At 63.5% G+C, this 19,107-nt stretch carries 16 protein-coding genes; 8 read left to right on the top strand and 8 right to left on the bottom strand.

Annotation, left to right across the window (positions count from 1 at the left end; all coding sequences use genetic code 11):
- Nucleotides 1-119: 119 nt before the first annotated feature.
- The 3 genes from R1T44_RS11890 to R1T44_RS11880 form a co-directional block, all read right to left on the bottom strand.
- Nucleotides 120-1,658: a BCCT family transporter gene (locus R1T44_RS11890; protein WP_284727022.1), complete on the bottom strand. Its 1,539-nt coding sequence runs from the start codon at nucleotides 1,656-1,658 to the stop codon at nucleotides 120-122.
- A gap of 363 nt (nucleotides 1,659-2,021) precedes the next feature.
- Nucleotides 2,022-3,719, bottom strand: coding sequence for a BCCT family transporter (locus R1T44_RS11885; RefSeq protein ID WP_284727021.1), 1,698 nt, complete (start codon nucleotides 3,717-3,719; stop codon nucleotides 2,022-2,024).
- 596 nt (nucleotides 3,720-4,315) lie between these two features.
- A complete protein-coding gene (locus R1T44_RS11880; RefSeq protein WP_284727020.1) occupies nucleotides 4,316-6,103 on the bottom strand; it encodes a BCCT family transporter in 1,788 nt (595 codons plus the stop codon).
- 538 nt (nucleotides 6,104-6,641) lie between these two features.
- On the opposite strand from R1T44_RS11880, the gene R1T44_RS11875 reads away from it, so the two are divergent.
- The 3 genes from R1T44_RS11875 to R1T44_RS11865 all read left to right on the top strand — a co-directional run bounded on the left by R1T44_RS11875 (nucleotide 6,642) and on the right by R1T44_RS11865 (nucleotide 9,033).
- Nucleotides 6,642-7,598 carry a GlxA family transcriptional regulator gene (locus tag R1T44_RS11875; protein WP_054557162.1) on the top strand — a complete coding sequence of 319 codons (957 nt, stop codon included), beginning with the start codon at nucleotides 6,642-6,644 and terminating at the stop codon, nucleotides 7,596-7,598.
- Between the two features lie 62 nt (nucleotides 7,599-7,660).
- Nucleotides 7,661-8,038 (top strand): hypothetical protein, encoded by a 378-nt coding sequence (locus tag R1T44_RS11870; RefSeq protein WP_284727019.1) that lies wholly within the window; start codon nucleotides 7,661-7,663, stop codon nucleotides 8,036-8,038.
- A gap of 80 nt (nucleotides 8,039-8,118) precedes the next feature.
- A complete protein-coding gene (locus R1T44_RS11865) occupies nucleotides 8,119-9,033 on the top strand; it encodes a hypothetical protein (RefSeq protein WP_284727018.1) in 915 nt (304 codons plus the stop codon).
- A 141-nt stretch (nucleotides 9,034-9,174) separates the two neighbouring features.
- Here R1T44_RS11865 and R1T44_RS11860 read toward each other — a convergent pair whose 3' ends face one another.
- From R1T44_RS11860 to R1T44_RS11840, 5 genes are all read right to left on the bottom strand, one after another.
- Nucleotides 9,175-10,221: an alpha/beta hydrolase gene (locus R1T44_RS11860; protein WP_284727017.1), complete on the bottom strand. Its 1,047-nt coding sequence runs from the start codon at nucleotides 10,219-10,221 to the stop codon at nucleotides 9,175-9,177.
- A 120-nt stretch (nucleotides 10,222-10,341) separates the two neighbouring features.
- Nucleotides 10,342-10,809, bottom strand: a complete 468-nt coding sequence (locus R1T44_RS11855) for a thioesterase family protein (RefSeq protein ID WP_213114460.1) — start codon at nucleotides 10,807-10,809, stop codon at nucleotides 10,342-10,344.
- A complete protein-coding gene (locus R1T44_RS11850) occupies nucleotides 10,809-11,762 on the bottom strand; it encodes an L-carnitine dehydrogenase (protein WP_176494133.1) in 954 nt (317 codons plus the stop codon). The genes R1T44_RS11855 and R1T44_RS11850 overlap by 1 nt, the downstream gene beginning before the upstream one ends.
- Entirely contained in the window at nucleotides 11,759-12,694 is a 936-nt protein-coding gene (locus R1T44_RS11845) for a BKACE family enzyme (RefSeq protein ID WP_317292091.1), read from the bottom strand. Before R1T44_RS11845 ends, R1T44_RS11850 begins: the two co-directional genes overlap by 4 nt.
- Nucleotides 12,695-12,974: 280 nt before the next feature.
- Nucleotides 12,975-14,012 carry a LacI family DNA-binding transcriptional regulator gene (locus tag R1T44_RS11840; RefSeq protein WP_213114458.1) on the bottom strand — a complete coding sequence of 346 codons (1,038 nt, stop codon included), beginning with the start codon at nucleotides 14,010-14,012 and terminating at the stop codon, nucleotides 12,975-12,977.
- 161 nt (nucleotides 14,013-14,173) lie between these two features.
- On the opposite strand from R1T44_RS11840, the gene ltnD reads away from it, so the two are divergent.
- The 5 genes from ltnD (at nucleotide 14,174) to denD (ending at nucleotide 19,044) form a co-directional block, all read left to right on the top strand.
- On the top strand, nucleotides 14,174-15,112 hold the full coding sequence (gene ltnD / locus R1T44_RS11835; protein ID WP_213114457.1) for an L-threonate dehydrogenase: 939 nt from the start codon (nucleotides 14,174-14,176) through the stop codon (nucleotides 15,110-15,112).
- Nucleotides 15,112-16,464, top strand: coding sequence for a 3-oxo-tetronate kinase (gene otnK, locus R1T44_RS11830; RefSeq protein WP_284727015.1), 1,353 nt, complete (start codon nucleotides 15,112-15,114; stop codon nucleotides 16,462-16,464). Before ltnD ends, otnK begins: the two co-directional genes overlap by 1 nt.
- Nucleotides 16,461-17,114, top strand: a complete 654-nt coding sequence (gene otnC, locus R1T44_RS11825) for a 3-oxo-tetronate 4-phosphate decarboxylase (RefSeq protein ID WP_153635988.1) — start codon at nucleotides 16,461-16,463, stop codon at nucleotides 17,112-17,114. The genes otnK and otnC overlap by 4 nt, the downstream gene beginning before the upstream one ends.
- A gap of 38 nt (nucleotides 17,115-17,152) precedes the next feature.
- The gene (gene otnI / locus R1T44_RS11820; RefSeq protein ID WP_284727014.1) at nucleotides 17,153-17,965 is read left to right on the top strand and encodes a 2-oxo-tetronate isomerase; all 813 of its coding nucleotides are present in this window, start codon (nucleotides 17,153-17,155) and stop codon (nucleotides 17,963-17,965) included.
- 83 nt (nucleotides 17,966-18,048) lie between these two features.
- On the top strand, nucleotides 18,049-19,044 hold the full coding sequence (gene denD, locus R1T44_RS11815; RefSeq protein ID WP_284727013.1) for a D-erythronate dehydrogenase: 996 nt from the start codon (nucleotides 18,049-18,051) through the stop codon (nucleotides 19,042-19,044).
- The last annotated feature ends 63 nt before the right edge of the window (nucleotides 19,045-19,107 follow it).

Below are 19,107 nucleotides of genomic sequence, written 5' to 3'. Positions count from 1 at the left end.
GACACGGCCCTACACCTCATTTGAGGGCAGGGCCGGTGTTTTGGATAGATCGCGTTGGACAGATTGCGTTGTCATGCATCGCATCAGTACGCGCTGCGACGCATCTCACGCCATGGCGTTCAGCGCTGGGTGAGTGGCGCCGGTGCCGGGACGGCGCGGGTGGCGCGATCACGGCGTACGCGGATCACGAAGGCGATTACCAGCGCGAAGATACCGAAGGCGACCGGGATGGCGGCGACCGAGATCAGGCTCAGCAGGGTCTTGTAGACATCGCCGCCCAGCCAGCTGACCACGACGGCCAGTGCCGCCATGGAGACGATCCAGAAGGCGCGTGAGCGTTTGACGGTCAGCATCTCGCACACCAGGCCCGCGGAGTCGGCACTGGTGATGAAGAACAGCAGGATGTTGAGCGTCAGGATGAGGGACAGCAGGCCGCTGCTGTCGATGGTGTCGATCAGCTTGAACACGTCATCGACGCCCAGGCTCAGGCTGCCGAGCCCGAAGACCACGAACCACAGGCACGAGAACAGGGTCGGCACTAGCATCACGCCCAGCACCATGCCACGCAGGGTGCGGCCCTTGGAAATGCGGGCGATGAAGACGCCGGTGAAGATGAACCAGCCATACCAGGCCGCCTCGAAGGCATACAGCCAGTCTGCCAGCCATGTCTTGCGCTCCGGATCGCCCAGACCGATATCGGTGGCCATCGCGGGGTACTTGAGCAGGTATTCCGGCACCAGGCGCACGAAGGTGGAGAGGATATCGCCGGGCACGGTCAGCACCAGCACGCCGAGCATCAGGATGATCGCGAACAGGGTGTTGTAGTTGCTCAGCCACTTGATGCCGCGCTTGAGGCCCGAGGCGGAGGAGATGATGGCGCATACGGCCAGCACGCAGATGATCAGGGTCGGGCTGAACTCGATGCCGACCAGCTTGACCAGTCCCTGCTGGATCGGGGTGGTCGCGTAAGTGAAGGACAGCGACAGGCCGATGACGGTGGAAACGACGAGGCTGATCAGGTTCAGCTTGCTCCACAGGCCGTTGCCCAGCAGTTCTTCGGCGGGCTTGACCATCTTCATGTTGTACATGGCGTGGGCGAAGAGCGCGCCGATGGCCAGATAACCGGCCCAGGCGAGCAGGCCCCAGTGATTGAAGGCGTTGAGCAGCGCCATGTCGGTGCTCAGGCCGGCATCGGTGTGATATTTGGGTTCCAGCACGCCCCAGGTGAGCAGGCCGATGCCCATGCCGGTGGCGAACAGCATGCCCATCCAGCTCAGGGTATGGAATTCAGGGTCGCCTTCGCCGAAGCGCAGCTTGCCCAGCGGGGTAAAGCAGACCGCGACCAGCAGCAGCGAGACGGCAAAGGCCGGCCAGGTGAACAGGAAGCCGAAGTTGCCGATCACCGAGCCCTTGATCAGGTCGAGACTGGCCAGAAATCCTTGGGGAAACAGGGCGGCGGCACCGATCAGCAGCGCGATCACGCAGACGGTCGCGATCGAGGTCAGGTACTGCTCCTTGCCACAGGCCGAGTGTCCCAGCCCGCAGATGTCGTCAGCGGAGTGCGTGTTCTGTTGTTCATGATTGGACTGTCCAGAGACGGACTGTTCAGACGCGGATTGATCAGAAGCAGGCTGTGCAGAGGGCGAGTGGTGGGTCATTGTGCGAGTCCTGGTGTTGTTATTGTCGTGGCTGGCAACGTGATGCGGGGATGAGGTGACGCGTTGAAGAGGCCGATGCTGAGCTCCTGTGAATGGCAAGGACCTCATAAGACTATCCGTACTGGGTAAGCAGTTTTGGATATGCACGACAACTAATTGGCTTGTTGCGACATGACGGCCCACTCCAGCGCGATATCGGCAGGCATGAGCTTGATGTGTTGCCCAACGCGACTCGCCGAGCCGCCCCTGTGACGGGATGGCTCGGCGAGTGCGGTTGGCAGGACCGGTCTGGCAGAGCATGTCATGCCAGTGAGGCTTTATGTGGGGACTGGCACAAGTTCAGGCTTACTCTCAGCCTCAAGCTCAGGCCTGGCTTCTGTCCGGCTTGGGCTTGCCGAGTTTCATGAGCGCGATGCCGGATTCCTGACATAGCGCCACCAGAAGGCCCAGCGTCATCGCCACGATCACGAAGCTCATCGGCAGGGCGGCGGCCATCAGGATGGTCTGCAGCGCCTTGAGCCCGCCCGCCATCAGCAACGTACCGGCCACCAGCCCGATGCAGATGCCCCAGAAGATGCGGTGGCGCGCCAGCGGTTCTTCATCGCCCAGCGACAGGATGGTCGTGACCACCAGGGTGCTGGAATCCGAGCTGGTCACGAACCAGCTGATCAACAGGAAGATCAGCAGAGACGACAGGATGACGCTCAGCACGCTGTTGCCCGCCAGGGCATCGGCGGTGGCGAACAGCGCTTCGGGCAGATTCCAGTTGCGCACCAGCGTCATCAGCTCGCCGCTGCCAGCACCCATGCTGGCCGTCAGCTCCTGATACAGGCCGGTACCGCCGAACAGCGCCTGCCAGATGAAGATGATCAGCGGCGGCGCGATCAGCACGCCCAGAATGAATTCACGCAGGGTGCGGCCCTTGGAGATGCGGGCGATGAACAGCCCGATGAACGGCGCCCACGCCAGCCACCAGGCCCAGTAGAAGATGGTCCAGCCGACCTGCCAGCTGTTTTCTTCCGCGGTCTCGGCGACCCACAGCCCCATCGGCACCACATCGCGCAGATAGGCCAGCAGCGTCTCGCCGAACAGCGAGATCAGCCACAGCGTCGGGCCGCCGATCAGGAAGCTGCCGACCACGAGGACCGACACGCCGATGTTCAGCTCGGAGATGAAGCGAATTCCGCGCTTGATGCCGGAAACCGCCGAGGCGATGGAGATCGCACTGATCGCGACGATCAGCGCCAGCTGGGTGCCGATGCCGGCATCCAGTCCGGTGAGGCGATTGAGGCCCACCGCGATCTGGCTGACGCCCAGCCCCAGCGACGTGGCGATACCGAACACGCAGCCCAGCACGCCCATAATGTCGACGGCATGGCCGATCGGGCCGTAGATGCGATCACCGATCAGCGGATAGAGCGCGGAACGTAGCGCCAGCGGCAGTTTCTTGCGATAGGCGAAGTAGGCCAGCGTCATGCCGACCATGCCGTAGATCGCCCAACCATGCAGCCCCCAGTGGAAGAAGGCCACCTTGAGCGCCTCGACGGCGCGGGCGTGATCCATGGCAGTCGCGCCGGCCAGATCCGCGTGCGGGTTGTTGGGGTAACCGAAGCCACCGGAATTGTCGAAATAGAACATCGGCTCCGCGACACCGAAGAACAGCACGCCGATGCCGACACCTGCCGAGAGCAACATCGAGATCCAGGTGAAACGCGAGAACTCCGGGGCGCTGTCCTTGGGGCCGAGGCGCAGGCTGCCCCACGGTGAGCACACCAGTACCAGCGACAGGGCGATCATCGCGACCACCAGCACCAGGTAGTAGGTGCCGAAGGTATGTTCGATCCAGCTGCGCGCGGCACCGAAGATGGTGGCCGCCCCATCGGGAGAGAGGCCAGCCCCGACGACGAACGCCAGCAACAGGCCGGCCGAGGTCAGGGTCATGCCCTTGTGCATGCCCTTGAGCGGGCCGCTGGTTTCCACTTGGATATGTGCCGAGAGGGCATTGCCTTGCGAAGGGTGTCGTGCGGGATCACCGAGCGGATCATGGTCTGTCGCTGCCATGAGAAGACTCCTAAATTGTTGTAGTTGTTGTGTGGGCTGTCGTCCTAATTGCTGTTTGAGCTGTCGCTTCTGCTGCGGCCTGAGTGCCTTGAGGCCTTGAGAGCGGAATCGATACGGATAAGGCCGGTGGCTAAAGTGGGGGATGGTGTTCACGACCAGGGCAATGCCGGGGGTGGCCAATTTCGAGAACGCAGAGTGCGTGATGCTTGCCTGGCTGGGCACTTTTTCGGTCAATGTCCTGTCAGTAATGAAACCGGCTGTCAGGCAGATAGTTGCGCACTTCCAGACTAGTCAGGTGCGGTGTGGGGACGTTGGAGGCAAGCGACGCCTGCTTGCCACAATACGACGTGAAGAGCATGCAAAAGACGCCAGAAATGACAATGCCCGCTCAGGTGTTGGCCTGAGCGGGCATTGGTGATGCGTGGGTGACACGATTGTGACGCTAAGGTCACGCGATGCTGATGCTGTGATCACACACATTCTAATAAATGCGGGCCAGTAGGCCTGTGATTCCGGTGCAAGTGCCGAGAGCGCCACGCTGCCTTCTCTACGCTTGCATCATGGAATCCTGCGTCACGAAATCACTGTCAGAGGCCTTAGCTCGCGTTGGTCTGGCTGACCGTTCGCGGCGTGGCTTGCGGGCCGGTCTTCGGCTGACGACGCGACGTGATCATGCTGCGCGATTCATCGACCAGCGCGACCAGTAAGCCAAGCGTCATGGCAAGGATCACGAAGCTGACCGGCAGGGCGGCAGCCATCAGGACCGTCTGCAGCGCCTTGAGTCCGCCTGCCATCAGCAGCACCGCCGCGACGGAGCCGATGCAGACACCCCAGAAGATGCGGTGACGCGGCAGCGGGTTTTCATCACCCATCGACAGGATGGTGGTGATGACTAGGGTGCTGGAGTCGGAGCTGGTCACGAACCAGCTGATCAGCAGGAAGATCAGCAGCGACGTCAGCACGGTACTGAGAATGTCATTGCTCACCAGCGCATCGGCGGTAGCGAATAGTGCCTCTGGCAGATTCCAGTCGCGAATCATGCCCATCAGCTGGCCGGTGCCCGGGCCCATGGCCGCGTTCAGCTCCTGATGCAGTGCGGTGCCGCCGAACAGGGTCTGCCAGATGAAGATGATCAGCGGCGGGGCAATCAGCACGCCGAGGATGAACTCACGCAGGGTGCGGCCCTTGGAGATACGCGCGATGAACAGACCGATGAACGGCGCCCATGCCAGCCACCATGCCCAGTAGAAGATGGTCCAGGCATCCTGCCAGTCGCGCTCGACCGGCGTGCTCGCGACCCACAGCCCCATGGGAATGACGTCACGCACGTAGGAGACAACCGTCTCGCCGAACATGCTGATCAGCCACAGGGTCGGGCCACCGATCAAGAAGCTGCCGACCACGATGACGGACACGCCGACATTCAGCTCGGAAATGATGCGGATGCCGCGCTGGACGCCGGAGACCGCCGAGGCGATGGAGATGACACTGATGACCGCGATCAACACGACCTGGGTGCCGATACCCGAGTCGATACCGGTCAGGCGGTTGAGGCCGACGGCGATCTGACTGACGCCCAGCCCCAGTGAGGTGGCGATACCGAACACGCAGCCCAGCACGCCCATGATGTCGACGGCATGGCCGATGGGGCCATAGATGCGGTCACCGATCAGCGGATAGAGCGCGGAGCGCAGTGCCAGCGGCAGATTGCGACGATAGGCGAAGTAGGCCAGCGTCATGCCGACGATGACATAGACCGCCCAGCCGTGCAGGCCCCAGTGGAAGAATGCTTGCTTGAGAGCGTCGACGGCACGGGCGTGATCCATCGCCATATGGCCGGCGAGGTCAGCGTGCGGATTGTTGGGGTAGCCGAAGCCGCCGGAGTTGTCGAAGTAGAACATCGGTTCGGCGACGCCGAAGAACAGGATGCCGATCCCGACGCCTGCCGAGAGCAGCATCGAGATCCAGGTGAAGCGCGAGAATTCGGGGCGGCTATCCGGCGCGCCCAGGCGCAGCTTGCCCCAGGGGGAGAAGACGAGGGCAATGCACAGGCCGATCAGACCGACGATGGTCACCAGGTAATAGGTGCCGAAGGTGGATTCGATCCAGGCGCGCGCGGCGCCGAACAGGCTGGAGGACAGCTCGGGAGCCAGGCCGGTGGCGAGAACGAAAAGCAGCAGCAGGCCGGCGGAGGTCAGGGTCATGCCCTTGTGCATGCCCTTGAGCGGGCCGGAGGTCTCGACGCGCAGGCTCAGGTCCGGCGAATGGTAGCGCTGAGAACCGACGACTGCAGCGGCGCTGCCGTCTGAGGTGGTTTTTTTGGTGCTGGCGTTTTTGGTACTGGAATTGTCAGGTGAGGCGGGGTCAGGCTGAGGTGGGGTCACGCAATATCTCCTGTTCGAGCTGGTCGTAGGGCCAGCGTTCCCTGTCGCGGTCACGGCGGAATGACCGTTCATCTGTCGCGAAAAATTGTTGTCGATAAGGCAACGAGATGAAGATGTGAATGCTTGTCGAGCGGCGCGGGAAGACGCTAACTCCCTCAAAGCATTACAATATATTATGAATAGAATTGATTTTGATGGCTACGGCTTCTGGAAAATTGGCTGTTTTAGAAAAGCGCGTTCGCCAGCGAGCCCATTCGGTCACGCAGACTCATTGGCAAGGGCTATCGCGCAGTGGCGTCGTGGCTGTCAGAGAGGCAGAAATCATGTAATGATATTTTTGACGTGATGCGACCACTTGTTGCCTGAAAGCGACGATGTTGGCCGTCTTTGGGACGCTTTCGGGATAACATTCCGGCGATGCAGGGGCGTGAGCGGAGCCTGCCCCCGGACGCTTGCCCTCACAACGTCATTGACGCTGCTTGCGCTCAGCCGCCGGGCAGGACGGATTCACCTTCTCACTCTCTGGAGCCACTGCACGATGCGACTCGATTACATCGGCCCGCTACCGGAAACCATCGGGTTTCTCTTGCTGCCACGCTTCTCGATGATGGCGTTCTTCGCGGCCGTGGAGCCTCTGCGCATCGCCAATCGCATCAGTGGCAAGCCGCTGTTTCGCTGGCTGCTCATCAGTGAGGATGGCCAGCCGGTCACGTCTTCCAGTGGCATGACGCTGGTCGCCGACCACAGCATTCTCGATATTCGCTCCCTGCCTTCGCTGGCGGTATGCAGTGGTTTCGAGCCAGAGGCGCACCTCAATCGCGCCTTGACGGGCTGGCTGCATCGTCTCGATGGCGGAGGCTGTGTGCTGGGCGGCCTGGATACCGGCTGTTTCCTGCTGGCGGCGGCAGGACTGCTGGACGGCGAGCGGGTCACGCTGCACTGGGAAAGCCTGCCGGCGTTTCGTGAGCGCTTCCCGACCATCAGTACCTCGGATGAGCTGTTCGAGCTGGGCGCGCGGCGCTTTTCCTGTGCCGGTGGGGCAGCCGCGATGGACATGGCGCTGGATGTGATTGCCCGCCGACACGGTACGGCGCTGGCGGTGGATGTCTCGGAGCAGCTGGTACACGACCGCATGCGCACGCGGACGGACCAGCAGCGCATGACGTTGGCGCGCCGCCTGGGCACCCACAAGCGCCAGCTGGTGGATGCGGTCGCCCTGATGGAGCAGAACCTGGACACCCCCTTGTCGCTGGAGGAGCTGGCGAAGCGCTGTCGCGTCTCGCTGCGCCAGTTGCAGCGCCTGTTCGAACAGGAGCTGTCGACCTCACCGCGGGCCTGGTACCTGCGGCTGCGCCTGGAGCGGGCGCGGCATCTGCTCAAGGAAACCGACCTCGATATTCTCTCGGTCGGGTTGTCGAGCGGTTTCACCTCCAGCTCCAGCTTCTCACGTGCCTACCGCAACCACTTCGGGCATTCCCCGCGCCAGACGCGCTGAGACCTGGCCAAGGACGCTGCTTTCAACACAAGGGCGCTGCTTTCAACAATTGCTGCAAGTTCGTGCGCCACCTTGCCGCACCGGATTACCTGGTGATGGGAGTCGTGGGTTTCGCGATCGTCGTGGCCTTGCTGGTGTCGATTCATCTACCGCTGCGCACGCTGTGGGGCAGGGCGCTGATGGCGCGTATCCCGGCAGTGTTGTCGAGGCTGGTGGTCGCCCTGCTGTTCGTCGGTCATGACGTGGCCACTACCCCAGTGGCAATACTGCTGGGCGTGATGACGGCCATACTCCTCATCGTTGTCGCCGGCAGGGGAGTTCTTGCACTAGCCGGGCGTTTGCTCCCCGAGACGGCTTTCGTCATCGCCCAGCGCGTGCTGGGCGCCTGGCTGGCCGCCATCGGCGTGATGACCCTGACCTTCATCGTGATGCAGTGGTGAGGTTGGCCTCTTGCATTATCGGGCTGCTCGCCCCCATTGCATGTGGATGCCCTCAGTAAGCCCCAAGGAATGGAGCGCGTATGCAGTTCATGAAATATGCCAGGCAGTTGGCGCGGAACCCGCTGGGGATCATCGCGTTGTTCATCTCGTTGATCTATGGCTTCGCGAGTCTGCTGCTGAATTCGGCGGCCGAGACGCTGACGGTGGCGGAGCGTTGGCCGTTGATCGGTTTCATCGTGGTGTTTCCGCTGCTGGTGCTGGCGGTGTTCTATCGACTCGTGACCCATCATCACGGCAAGTTGTATGCGCCGGGGGATTACGACAAGGATCGCTCCTTCATGCGCACGCTATCGCCAGCCGAGCAGGAGAAGCGTCTGACTCGCGAGGTGCAGGAGTCGCTGGGGGAGAGTGATTGGCAGCAGGGCGGAGTAGGCGCCGAGGCTCAGGTATCAGCCGCAGATGAGGATAGTGGGCAGGCCGTCGACGATGCCGATGTTGCGCAGCTGTTGAGCCCGCAGGACGGCACCGACGAGAAGGCGCCGTTATCGCGTGCCGAGCATCTGGATCATCATCGCCAGCAGATGACCCAGCTGAAGGATGCGGTGCTGCGTCAGATGCAGGAGTCCTCCACTGCGGGTGGTGGTGGCGGTGGTGCGAGCGGTGGAATGACGCGGCATGTGCGTGTCGGCGAGACCGATGCCTGCTTCGATGCGCTGCTCGAGGGAGAAAGTGCCCCCTTCACGTTCATTGAAGTGAAGGTGCTCAAGCACTACGCCAGAGCGCAGACGGTGCTGCAAAGTCTGCTCTACGAGGCGCTGCTGGCGGACCGCACCCTTGATGCCAATTTCAGACTGATCGTCGTGGTCGTACTGACGGAGGATTCGTCTCAGGACATGACGCGGGAGCGGCTGGAGCAAGAGTGGCATCAGCGCATCCGTCAGTGCCCGGTCGCCATCGAGCTGCGCTTCATGTCACCGGCGAGCCTGAAGACTTGACCGACAGCTGACGCTCGAGCGGTCATCACCAGGCCCTTCGGTCATCAGCTATATCTGCCGTCAACTATGTCGGTCACCAGCTATGTCTGTCACCAGATACACAAACGCCCAGTCACGACTTTCGTGGCTGGGCGTTTTGCGCTAGTCCAGGGCGCACAGACGCCGATCGAGGGCTTCACAGAAGGCCTGCCAGGCGTGCTGCATCTCGGGGAGCGCATGATGTGCATGCAGCGCCGCATGCACCATGCCGCTTGCACTGCGATAGCCGACATCGGCACCGCGCCAGCGCCAGACATCCACCGCTGCCTCCAGCGGTTGGGTCAGCGGGTCATGTTCGGCGGCCAGCACTTCGATCTGGCGTGCCGGCGGCTGCTGGGAATGGGCCGGCGAGGGCGAATAGCTGGCGGAGCGGTCGCCCTCGGCGACGGTCAGCCACATGCTGACCACTTCATCGCGGCCGAGTAGCGGCGCATCCGAACCCAGCGCGAACTCGTTCTCCTTGGCCAGCACGAAGACCGGGTCCATCGGCGGGTAGATCAGCCCCAGCACATAGCTTGTGGGCTTCTCGGGGGCCGGATGTTCCTGATGGTGGGCCGTCTCCATTTCCGCGCCGTGGGTGCCGAGGCTTTGCATGCGCGTGCCCTGCAGGCCGATGTTGGGCATCTCGGTATCGAGTCGGCGCGCCACATCCATCGCCAGTCGAGCGCCGGCGCTGTCACCGACGATGGCCACCGGTTCGACAGTGGCGGAGAGGTGCTCGATGGTCGCCAGGCAATCCGCCAGTGCGTCCTGATAGTTGGCGTCCGGCAGCAGGCGATAATCGACACTGACCACCTCACGCCCCAGCTGGGCGGCCAGGCTGGAGGCGATGCCCTGATGGCTCTCGGGCGAGCCTATCTGCCAGGCCCCGCCGTGCAGAAACACCACCGGTGCTGGCAGGTTGCCGTCTGCCTTGCGTGCCACCTCCGGGATGAAGTGGCGCAGGCGCAGCGGCGTTGCCCGGCCGGCGATCTCGACATGATTCTCGTGGGTCGTGACGCCCTCGGCGAGCGGCGCACCAAGTTGCTGGCACAGTTGTTCATAGCGCTTGCGGGCGTCTGCCAGCGGCATCTCTACCATTTCATCCATGCCGCGCGCGAAGTCATCGATGAAGGCGCGACAGGTGATGGGGGAAGGCGTCATGGTCATGAGTCGGCTCTCGGCGGGTGTCCCAAGACAATAACACCCCGCCAGAAGACTGGCAGGGTGCGGGTTTCGACGCTAAATCAGCGACTTGTTATCCGAAGCGGACATCGGTTGTCACACGTCTCAGGTCGTCTTGCGGCGGATGGCGATACGACGACCGGCCGCCTTGGGCCAGTCCTCGTCGCCTGCCGGCTGGGGCAGGGCGGCGATGCGCTCCGCCACCGCTTCCGGGCAGGGGGTCGGACGACCGCCACTGATGCTCATCGCCATCAACATCTGCTCGCTGGTGGCAATCTCGCCGCCGTCGGCATCGGTCAGAGTGAACAGCACGTGCTGACGCTTGGGGTCGTGATCCAGCAGCAGGACCTTGACCTTGAGTGTCTGGCCTTCGTGCGCCTCCGCCAGGTAGCACAGGTGCGTCTCCAGGGTGTAGATGGTCAGGTCGTGTTCGCGACGACCCTCGGCATCCAGGCCCACGTGCTCCATCAGCGCCTCGACCGCCATCGAGAAGGCACGCGCGTATTCGGCATCATTCATGTGGCCGTTGTAGTCGACCCACTCATGCGGCACCGTGATCTTGAGCAGGTCCATCAGATACGCCCCTCGAGACCTTCGGCTTCCGGCCAGTACTTGCGCGTCAGCGTCAGCAGCTCGACCAGGAAGTCATCGCGACGACGATCCAGCTCGGCAACCGGGCGACCCGCTGCCTGGTATTCGCAGCCTTCCACGACCTTGTCGATCAGCTCGTCGGTCAGCTCCGGCGCTTCGAGTTTGGTCCACGGCAGTTTCAGGGCCGGGCCGAACTGCTCGAGCATGTGACGCATGCCCGGCTCGCCGCCGGCGAGGTGGAAGGTCAGGAAGGTGCCCATCAGCGACCAGCGCAGACCACAGCCATAGACGACGGCCGCGTCGATCTCTTCGGTGGTGGCGACGCCATCGTTGACCAGGTGCAGGGCTTCACGCCACAGCGCTTCCATCAGACGATCCGCGATGTGACCTTCGATCTCGCGACGCACGATCAGTGGACGCATGGCCAGTGCTTGATAGTCTTCGCGTGCGCCTTCCAGCAGCGCCGGGGAGGTGTGCTCGCCACCCACCAGCTCGACCAGCGGCAGCAGATAGACCGGGTTGAAGGGGTGGGCGACGATGACGCGGCCCGGCGCCTTCTTGCAGTCCTGTTGCAGATCGGTCGGCTTGAATCCGGAGGTGGAAGAGCCGATCACCACGTGCTCTTCTGCCGCGGCATCGATAGCGCTGAGGATTTCCTGCTTGAGCGGCAGACGCTCCGGCACGTTTTCCTGGATCAGATCAGCACCGACGACAGCTTCTTCGAGGGTCGCGGCGAAGCGCAGACGATCGACGGAAGCGCCTTCCGCCAGGCCATCCTTCTCCAGTGCATGCCAGGCATTCTCGACGAAGGCGCGAGTGCGGGCTTCGGCATCCGGGGCCGGATCAAAGGCGACCACGTCCCAGCCATTGGCCAGCGCGCGGGAGATCCAGCCGTTGCCGATGACACCGGTTCCTACGACAGATAACTGGCTCATGCGACACCGCCTGCGGTTTCGAGGGCTGCCACGTCGCCGGCGGTCTTGCCGGTGGACGGATCACGCAGCTTGAGGAAGGCGCGAGTCTCGGCCGGGGGCATCACGCTGGAGCCCAGGTTCTCGATGATGCCAGAGGACTTCTCGACCAGCTGAGCGTTTGTGGCCATCACACCCTTGGACAGATAGAGGTTGTCTTCGAGACCGACGCGAGCGTGACCGCCCAGCAGCACGGCCTGTGCGACCATCGGTATCTGCATGCGGCCGATACCGAAGGCTGCCCAGTTGGAGTTGGTCGGCAGCTTGTTCTTCATGGTCAGCATGGTTTCGGTGTCGGCTTCCGCGCCCCAAGGAATGCCCAGGCACAGCTGGAACAGCAGGTCGTCGTCGAGCAGGCCTTCCTGCTGCAGCTGGCGAGCGAACCAGACGTGGCCCAGGTCGAAGCATTCGAGCTCCGGCTTGACGCCAGCGGCCTGCACCAGACGAGCGTGCTCACGCAGCCAGTCAGCGGTGTTGATGTAGACCATGTCGCCGAAGTTCAGGCTGCCGCAGTCTAGGGTGCACAGTTCCGGCAGCAGTTCCTGGATCGGCGCATGACGCTCGGCCGGGGTCTGGATATCGGTGCCCGGGCCGCCACGGGTCGGGTCGTTGGCATCCGGAATCCAGTCGCCGCCGCCACCTGCGGTGATGTTCATGACGATGTCGGTGTCGGCTGAACGCACACGGTCCATGACTTCACGGAAGTGCTCGGTGGAGTGGCTGATGCCGCCGGTCTCCGGATCACGCACGTGAATGTGGGCCACGCTGGCGCCGGCCTTGGCCGCCGCGATGCAGTCATCGGCGATCTGCTTCGGCGTCACCGGAACATTCGGGTTCTTGCTGGCGGTATCACCCGCGCCAGTGATGGCGCATGTCAGGATAGTCTTGCGATTCATCGTCGAGCCTCACGTGTCAGGACACTTGTCTGCGGTAAGTCGCAGCGGCCATGTCGCCAGACGTCAACCTGCACGCCCCGGTCGCATTGCCTCTGCGCCTTTGTTGAACACAGTGTCGTGAAGTTGGGGGCGGCGAGATGATCAGAACGCGCCGGATACTTTGCGTTTTACGTCAACTTTGACGAGGCTGGGTACCAGCCCGCCCTGAATGACGTAAATGCACCTTTGAGAGGCCTCAATCGTGAGTCAACCGGACTGCGCCTTGAGAAGCTTCGCGGCTTCAAGTGCTGTCACCGACCCGCAGCGTGAACCCCAGGTCATGACTCAGTTCCCCGACGGGGTCACCGTTGATGCGTGCCAGCAACTTGCGTGCGGCCACACGGCCTATCTGCTCCCGCGGTGAGACGATGGTGGTGAGGCGCGGCGTGACATGCTCCCCGATTGGCAGGCCATTGAAGCCGGCGATGGCGATATCCTCTGGGATGCGCACCCCAAGCCGCGCGGCGGCGAGAATCGCGCCACAGGCCATGTCATCGTTGGCGAAGTGGATGGCGTCGCAGTCAGGGAATGTCGCTTTGATACGCTCAAGCGCCTGAGCACCGCTGGTCATCTGTTGACGCACGGGCAGGTCGAGCAGGGGGGCGTCCTCGATGCCGGCCGCCGCCAGCGCCTCACGGTGCCCGGCATAGCGCATCGCCGCGCGATAGTCGCGATCGAGCTCGGCACCGGCGAAGTGGATCGTGCGATATCCGCGTGCCAGCAGGTGCTCGGTCATGGCGCGCCCAGCGGCGACATGATCCATCCCCACGTTCAGATCCAACCCTTCCCCCAGCTCCATGATCTCAACGATCGGCTGATTCCAGTTCTCCAGTATCTGGCGCGTCGCATCGTCATGGCGCAGCCCCGTCACCACCAGGCCCGCGGCCGACCAGCCCAGAAAGGTACGGATCAGCTGGGTTTCCCGAGCCAGATCGTAATCCGTCTTGCCCAGCAGCAGCTGATAGCCGTGTGCCTCGAATTCGTCCTGCAGGCCCTTGATCACGTCGATGAATACCACGTTGGACAACGAGGGCACGATCACCGGAATCACGCGACTGGAGGCCGAGGCCAGGCTGCCGGCAATCATGTTGCGCACGTAGCCGACCTTCTCGATGGCCGCTTCGACCTTGACGCGTGTCGCTTCGCGCACGCTGTCGGGGCTATTGAAGTAGCGCGAGACGGTGATCGAGGAGACCCCGGCTTCCCGGGCCACGTCATTCAGGGTCGGCTGCATGGCACCCTTGCGGTTGCGGCGGGGAGATGATGGTGGATTAGACATATGTCGCGTTTTCTCATTTGCCTCTTGTCGTGGCTTGGAGCCTAATCTATTAATGATGTTAGCGCTAACATGATAGCGCTAACATTCAGCGAAGTGTTGATCGGTGTGCCGCATGAGGCCGCCTTGATCAGCACTTGAACAGCTTCCGCGGGAGATGCGAGATGACAGCAGCAACGACTTCACCGGTGATCGGCCTTGTCGGCCTCGGCGCGATGGGAATGGGCAGTGCGCGCGCCATGCTGGAAGCAGGCCTGGACGTGATCGGCTGTGATATCTCGCCCGCCGCCTGTCAGGCGTTCGAAGCGGCGGGTGGCCGCGCCGTTGCCTCGCCGCTGGAACTGGCGGCCGAGTGTCAGGTGGTGGTGCTGGTCGTGGTGAATGCCGATCAGGTCGAGCAGGTGCTGCTCGGGGCGCAGGGTGAGGGCGGTCTGGCCGAGCGACTCGCGCCGGGTAGCCTGGTGATCCAGTGCGCCACCGTGGCGCCGAGCTTCGCACGTGAACTGGAAACCCGCCTGAACGGCATGCAGCTGGAGCTGCTCGACGCCCCGATCAGCGGCGGCGCCGTCAAGGCACGCAGTGGTGAGCTGTCCGTGATGTCCTCCGGCAGTGAAGCGGCTTACGTCAAGGCGGAACGCGTGCTGGCGGCGATGGCAGCCAATGTCTATCGGCTGGGCGACTGCGCCGGCCCGGGCTCGAGCGTCAAGCTGGTCAACCAGCATCTCGCTGGCGTGCACATCGCGGCGGCGGCAGAAGCCATGGCGCTGGGCATGAGCATGGGGATCGACCCCGACACCCTCTATGACGTCATCACCCATTCCGCGGGCAATTCCTGGATGTTCGAGAATCGCGTGCCGCACATACTCAAGGGCGATTACACGCCGCTGTCGGCCGTCGACATCTTCGTCAAGGACCTGAACATCGTGCACAGCACCGGGCGCGAGCTGAAGCTTGCCATGCCGGTGGCCGGTAGTGCCCTGCAGCAGTTCACCGCCGCCAGTGGCGCAGGTTTCGGGCGCGAGGACGACTCGGCCGTCATCAAGGTCTATCAGCGTCTCGGCAGCTTCAGCCTGCCGGCCGCGAATGATGAAGGAGCGCAGTGATGCCGATCGTACTGGGCGGAATCGCCGATGACTTCACCGGCGCGACGGATCTTGCCAACAACCTGGTACGTGCCGGCATGCGCACCGTGCAGGTGATCGGGGTACCCCAGGACGCGCTGCAGGAAGGGGCGGCGAACGGGCTGGATCTGACTGAGGTCGACGCCGTGGTGGTCGCGCTCAAGTCGCGCAGCTGCCCGGTGGATCAGGCGATCAGTGAATCTCTCGCGGCGCTTGAATGGCTGAAAGCCCAGGGCGCGCGCCAGCTGTTCTTCAAGTACTGCTCGACGTTCGATTCCACGCCCGAGGGCAATATCGGGCCGGTCGCCGATGCCTTGCTGGAGGCCTTGTCTGCCACGCAGACGGCCTTCGTGCCGGCCTTCCCCATCAACGGACGCAGTGTCTATCAGGGCCATCTGTTCGTCGGCGACCGCCTGCTCAATGACAGCGGCATGCAGCATCATCCTCTCAACCCGATGACCGATGCCGACATCGTGCGCGTGCTGTCACGCCAGACGCCGCATGGCGTGGGGCTGCTCGATCACGCCACTCTGTGCCGCGGCGCGCAGGAGGCCCGTCAGCGTCTGGACGAGCTTGCCCATCAAAACGTTCGTCATGTGGTCTGTGACAGCCTCGATGAGCAGGATCTCGAGGTACTGGCCGAGGCGCTGGTCGATCACGCGCTGGTCACCGGTGGCTCTGGCCTCGCGCAGGCCTTGCCTGCCCAGTACCGCCGCAAGGGCTGGCTTGAGCCGATCGATGATGCAGCGGTGCTGGCCCCGGCGAAGGGCGCCGCGATGGTGCTGTCCGGCAGTTGTTCTCGCATGACGCTCAAGCAGGTGGCGCACTTCACTCAGCAGCATGCTGCCTTCGCGCTGGACCCCGTCAAGCTCAACGCGAGCGATACCCACTTCGAGGCGGCGCTGGAGTTCGCCCGTGAGCAACTGGCGGCGACGGACCCCAAGCCATTTCTTATCTACGCCTCGGCCGAGCCGGAAAGTGTCAAGGCGGCGCAGGCGTCACTGGGCGTCAAGCAGGCCGGTGAGCTCATCGAGTGCGCCCTGGCCAGTCTGGCCAGCACCCTGGTCGCGGAAGGCGTCGGGCGCCTGCTGGTGGCGGGGGGAGAAACCTCCGGCGCGGTGGTCTCGGCGCTCGACATCCGTGAGCTGCGTATCGGCGGTCAGATCGACCCCGGTGTGCCCTGGACACAGGCACCGCACCCGGCCGCCGGCCCCTCGCAGCCGGAGGCGATGCTCTCGCTGACACTCAAGTCCGGCAACTTCGGGGGTGAAGACTTCTTTACCCGGGCATTCGACGTGCTGGATGCCATGAATCCTCGCGAGGAGAACGCATGAGTCAGTCACAGCACGATATCAACGTGTTGCGTGAGCAGATCGCCACCTACGGCAAGTCACTGTTCGACCGCGGCCTGACCATGGGGGCCAGCGGCAACATCAGCCAGCGGCTGGACGATGGCGGCTGGTTGATGACGCCGACCAATGCCTGCCTGGGGCGTCTGGACCCGGCGCGCATCTCGCGCCTCGATGCCCAGGGCGTGTTGATCGATGGCGACGCGCCGACCAAGGAGCACTTCCTGCATCGCGCCATGTATGACGAGCGCCCGCAGTCGGGTGCCATCGTCCACCTGCATTCGACCCACTCGGTGGCGGTGTCCTGCCTGCCGGACGTGAATCCCTGCGAGTGCATTCCTCCGCTGACGGCCTATTACGTGATGCGGGTCGGCAAGTTGCCGCTGGTGCCTTACTACATGCCGGGCGACCCCGCGCTGGGCGATGCCGTGCGTGGCCTGGCCGGCAAGCACTGCGCCGTGTTGCTGGCCAATCATGGCCCGGTGGTGGCCGGCAAGACCCTGGAAGCGGCGGTCTATGCCACGGAAGAGCTTGAGGAAACCGCCAAGCTGTTCCTGCTGCTGCAGGGCAAGAACCCACGTGGGATGACCCCGGAACAGGTGGCGGAACTCGAAGCCAGGTTCGGGCGCCCCTGAGTGATGACGTCTTCGTCTGTGAAATCCAAGGATCTGACATGACCCGATTGGCCGCCAATCTCAGCATGCTGTTCACCGAGCATGACTTTCTCGATCGCTTCGCGGCTGCGGCCGAAAGTGGTTTTCGCGGGGTCGAATATCTCTTCCCCTATGCCTATTCCCCGCAAGAATTGCGCGCAAGGCTCGATGAGCACCAGCTGTCGCAGGTGCTGTTCAATCTGCCGCCGGGCGACTGGGAGGCCGGTGAGCGTGGCCTGACCTGTCTGCCGGGGCGCGAGGAGGAGTTTCGGGCCTCGGTGGCCGAGGCGATTCGCTATGCCCAGGTGCTCGACTGTCCGCGCGTGCATGCCATGGCGGGCCTGGTACCGCAGGGCGCGGATGACGCCATGCGCGCGCGTTGCACCGAGACCTACATCCACAACCTGCGTTACGCCGCCGCCGAGCTTGAGAAGGTCGGCAAGACACTGCTGATCGAACCGATCAATCCGCGCGACATGCCCGGCTTCTATCTGAGTGGTCAGGCGCAGGCACGCGAGATTCTCGCCCAGGTCGGCGCCGCCAACCTCAAGGTGCAGTTCGATCTCTATCACTGCCAGATCGTCGAGGGCGATCTGATCCGCAATCTGGAATCGCAGTTCGCGCATATGGGCCATGTGCAGATCGCCGGCGTGCCGGACCGTCGCGAGCCGGATGTCGGTGAAGTGCATTATCCGGCGCTGTTCGACCGGCTGGAGAGTCTGGGTTACGACGGCTGGATCGGCTGTGAATACCGTCCGCGGGGTGAGACGCGCGCAGGCCTCGGCTGGGGTCGCGCCTTCGGGCTCAACGACGGCCAGTCCGGCACCGCCTGATCACGACTCAAGACAGCAGAAACGCCAATAACGACAACACGTCATGAGCCGTCATGCCAGGCGGCGAGCAAGGAGTCCACACGATGCACGTCATGATTACCGGCGCTGCCGGATTTCTCGGTCAGCGCCTGACCGAGGCCTTGATCGACACGGGTAGCCTGAAGGGGCAGCCATTGTCACGCTTGACCCTGTTGGATCAGATCGAGGCGCCACGTCCCGAGGCGGCGTCATGTCTGGCAGTCGAACCGGCCACCTCGCTGGATATCGAGATCGTGGCAGGCGATATCGCCGATGCCGAGGTGCTTGATCGCTGCCTGGCGGGCGAGCCGCAGGTGATCTATCACCTGGCAGCCGTGGTCAGCTCGGCGGCCGAGGCGGACCTGGCGCTCGGCATGCGCGTCAACTTCGACGCAACTCGCCTGCTGCTGGAAGGCTGCGCGGCGCGTGGATTGCGCGACACCCGGCTGGTGATGGCCAGTTCGGTCGCCGCCTACGGAGGCGATCTTCCCGAGACGCTGAGCGACATGACCGCGCTGGTGCCGCAGAACTCCTACGGCACCCAGAAGGCGATGTCGGAACTGCTGATCAATGACTACAGCCGTCGCGGGCTGGTGGATGGCTGCGTGCTGCGTCTGCCCACCATCATCGTGCGCCCCGGGCGTCCCAATGCGGCAGCCTCGAGCTTCGCCTCCTCCATCCTGCGCGAACCGCTCAATGGCGAAGCCGCCATCTGCCCGGTACCGAGCGAGCTCGAGATGTTCGTAATGTCGCCCCGTCGGGTGGTCGCGGCTCTGCTCAAGGGCGCGGAGGTGGCGAGCGCGGACTTCGGCCTCTCTCGCTGCTTCATGCTGCCGGGCATCACCGTCAGCGTCGCGTCAATGCTCGCGGCGCTCAAGGATATCGCCGGCGAGCAGGCGCTGGCACTCGTCAAGCATGAGCCTGACCCGCGTATCACCGCCATCGTCGGCAGCTGGCCGGCGCGCTTTGACACCCGCAAGGCGCGTTCGCTGGGCTTCGTAGGCGATGCCGACCTGCACGAGATTCTCAATGCGTATCGCGATGAGAGCGCCAACGCCTAGCCAGCGTCTGGGCATCTTATCCAAGACGAGCTCGCTAGACACCTTTGCCAGAGCTGCTCGTCA

This window comes from Cobetia amphilecti, from assembly GCF_032923285.1.
Lineage (GTDB): Bacteria > Pseudomonadota > Gammaproteobacteria > Pseudomonadales > Halomonadaceae > Cobetia > Cobetia amphilecti.
The sequence above is the reverse complement of the archived record's forward strand: the minus strand, read 5'-3'. Positions and strand labels throughout refer to the sequence as shown.

What these genes read in the sequence shown, in the direction of transcription:
- R1T44_RS11890 (WP_284727022.1), bottom strand. Translation starts at nt 1,658, where the DNA reads ATGACCCACCACTCGCCCTCTGCACAGCCTGCTTCTGATCAATCCGCG.
- R1T44_RS11885 (WP_284727021.1), bottom strand. Translation starts at nt 3,719, where the DNA reads ATGGCAGCGACAGACCATGATCCGCTCGGTGATCCCGCACGACACCCT.
- R1T44_RS11875 (WP_054557162.1), top strand. Translation starts at nt 6,642, where the DNA reads ATGCGACTCGATTACATCGGCCCGCTACCGGAAACCATCGGGTTTCTC.
- R1T44_RS11865 (WP_284727018.1), top strand. Translation starts at nt 8,119, where the DNA reads ATGCAGTTCATGAAATATGCCAGGCAGTTGGCGCGGAACCCGCTGGGG.
- R1T44_RS11860 (WP_284727017.1), bottom strand. Translation starts at nt 10,221, where the DNA reads ATGACCATGACGCCTTCCCCCATCACCTGTCGCGCCTTCATCGATGAC.
- R1T44_RS11855 (WP_213114460.1), bottom strand. Translation starts at nt 10,809, where the DNA reads ATGGACCTGCTCAAGATCACGGTGCCGCATGAGTGGGTCGACTACAAC.
- R1T44_RS11850 (WP_176494133.1), bottom strand. Translation starts at nt 11,762, where the DNA reads ATGAGCCAGTTATCTGTCGTAGGAACCGGTGTCATCGGCAACGGCTGG.
- R1T44_RS11845 (WP_317292091.1), bottom strand. Translation starts at nt 12,694, where the DNA reads ATGAATCGCAAGACTATCCTGACATGCGCCATCACTGGCGCGGGTGAT.
- R1T44_RS11840 (WP_213114458.1), bottom strand. Translation starts at nt 14,012, where the DNA reads ATGTCTAATCCACCATCATCTCCCCGCCGCAACCGCAAGGGTGCCATG.
- ltnD (WP_213114457.1), top strand. Translation starts at nt 14,174, where the DNA reads ATGACAGCAGCAACGACTTCACCGGTGATCGGCCTTGTCGGCCTCGGC.
- otnK (WP_284727015.1), top strand. Translation starts at nt 15,112, where the DNA reads ATGCCGATCGTACTGGGCGGAATCGCCGATGACTTCACCGGCGCGACG.
- otnC (WP_153635988.1), top strand. Translation starts at nt 16,461, where the DNA reads ATGAGTCAGTCACAGCACGATATCAACGTGTTGCGTGAGCAGATCGCC.
- otnI (WP_284727014.1), top strand. Translation starts at nt 17,153, where the DNA reads ATGACCCGATTGGCCGCCAATCTCAGCATGCTGTTCACCGAGCATGAC.
- denD (WP_284727013.1), top strand. Translation starts at nt 18,049, where the DNA reads ATGCACGTCATGATTACCGGCGCTGCCGGATTTCTCGGTCAGCGCCTG.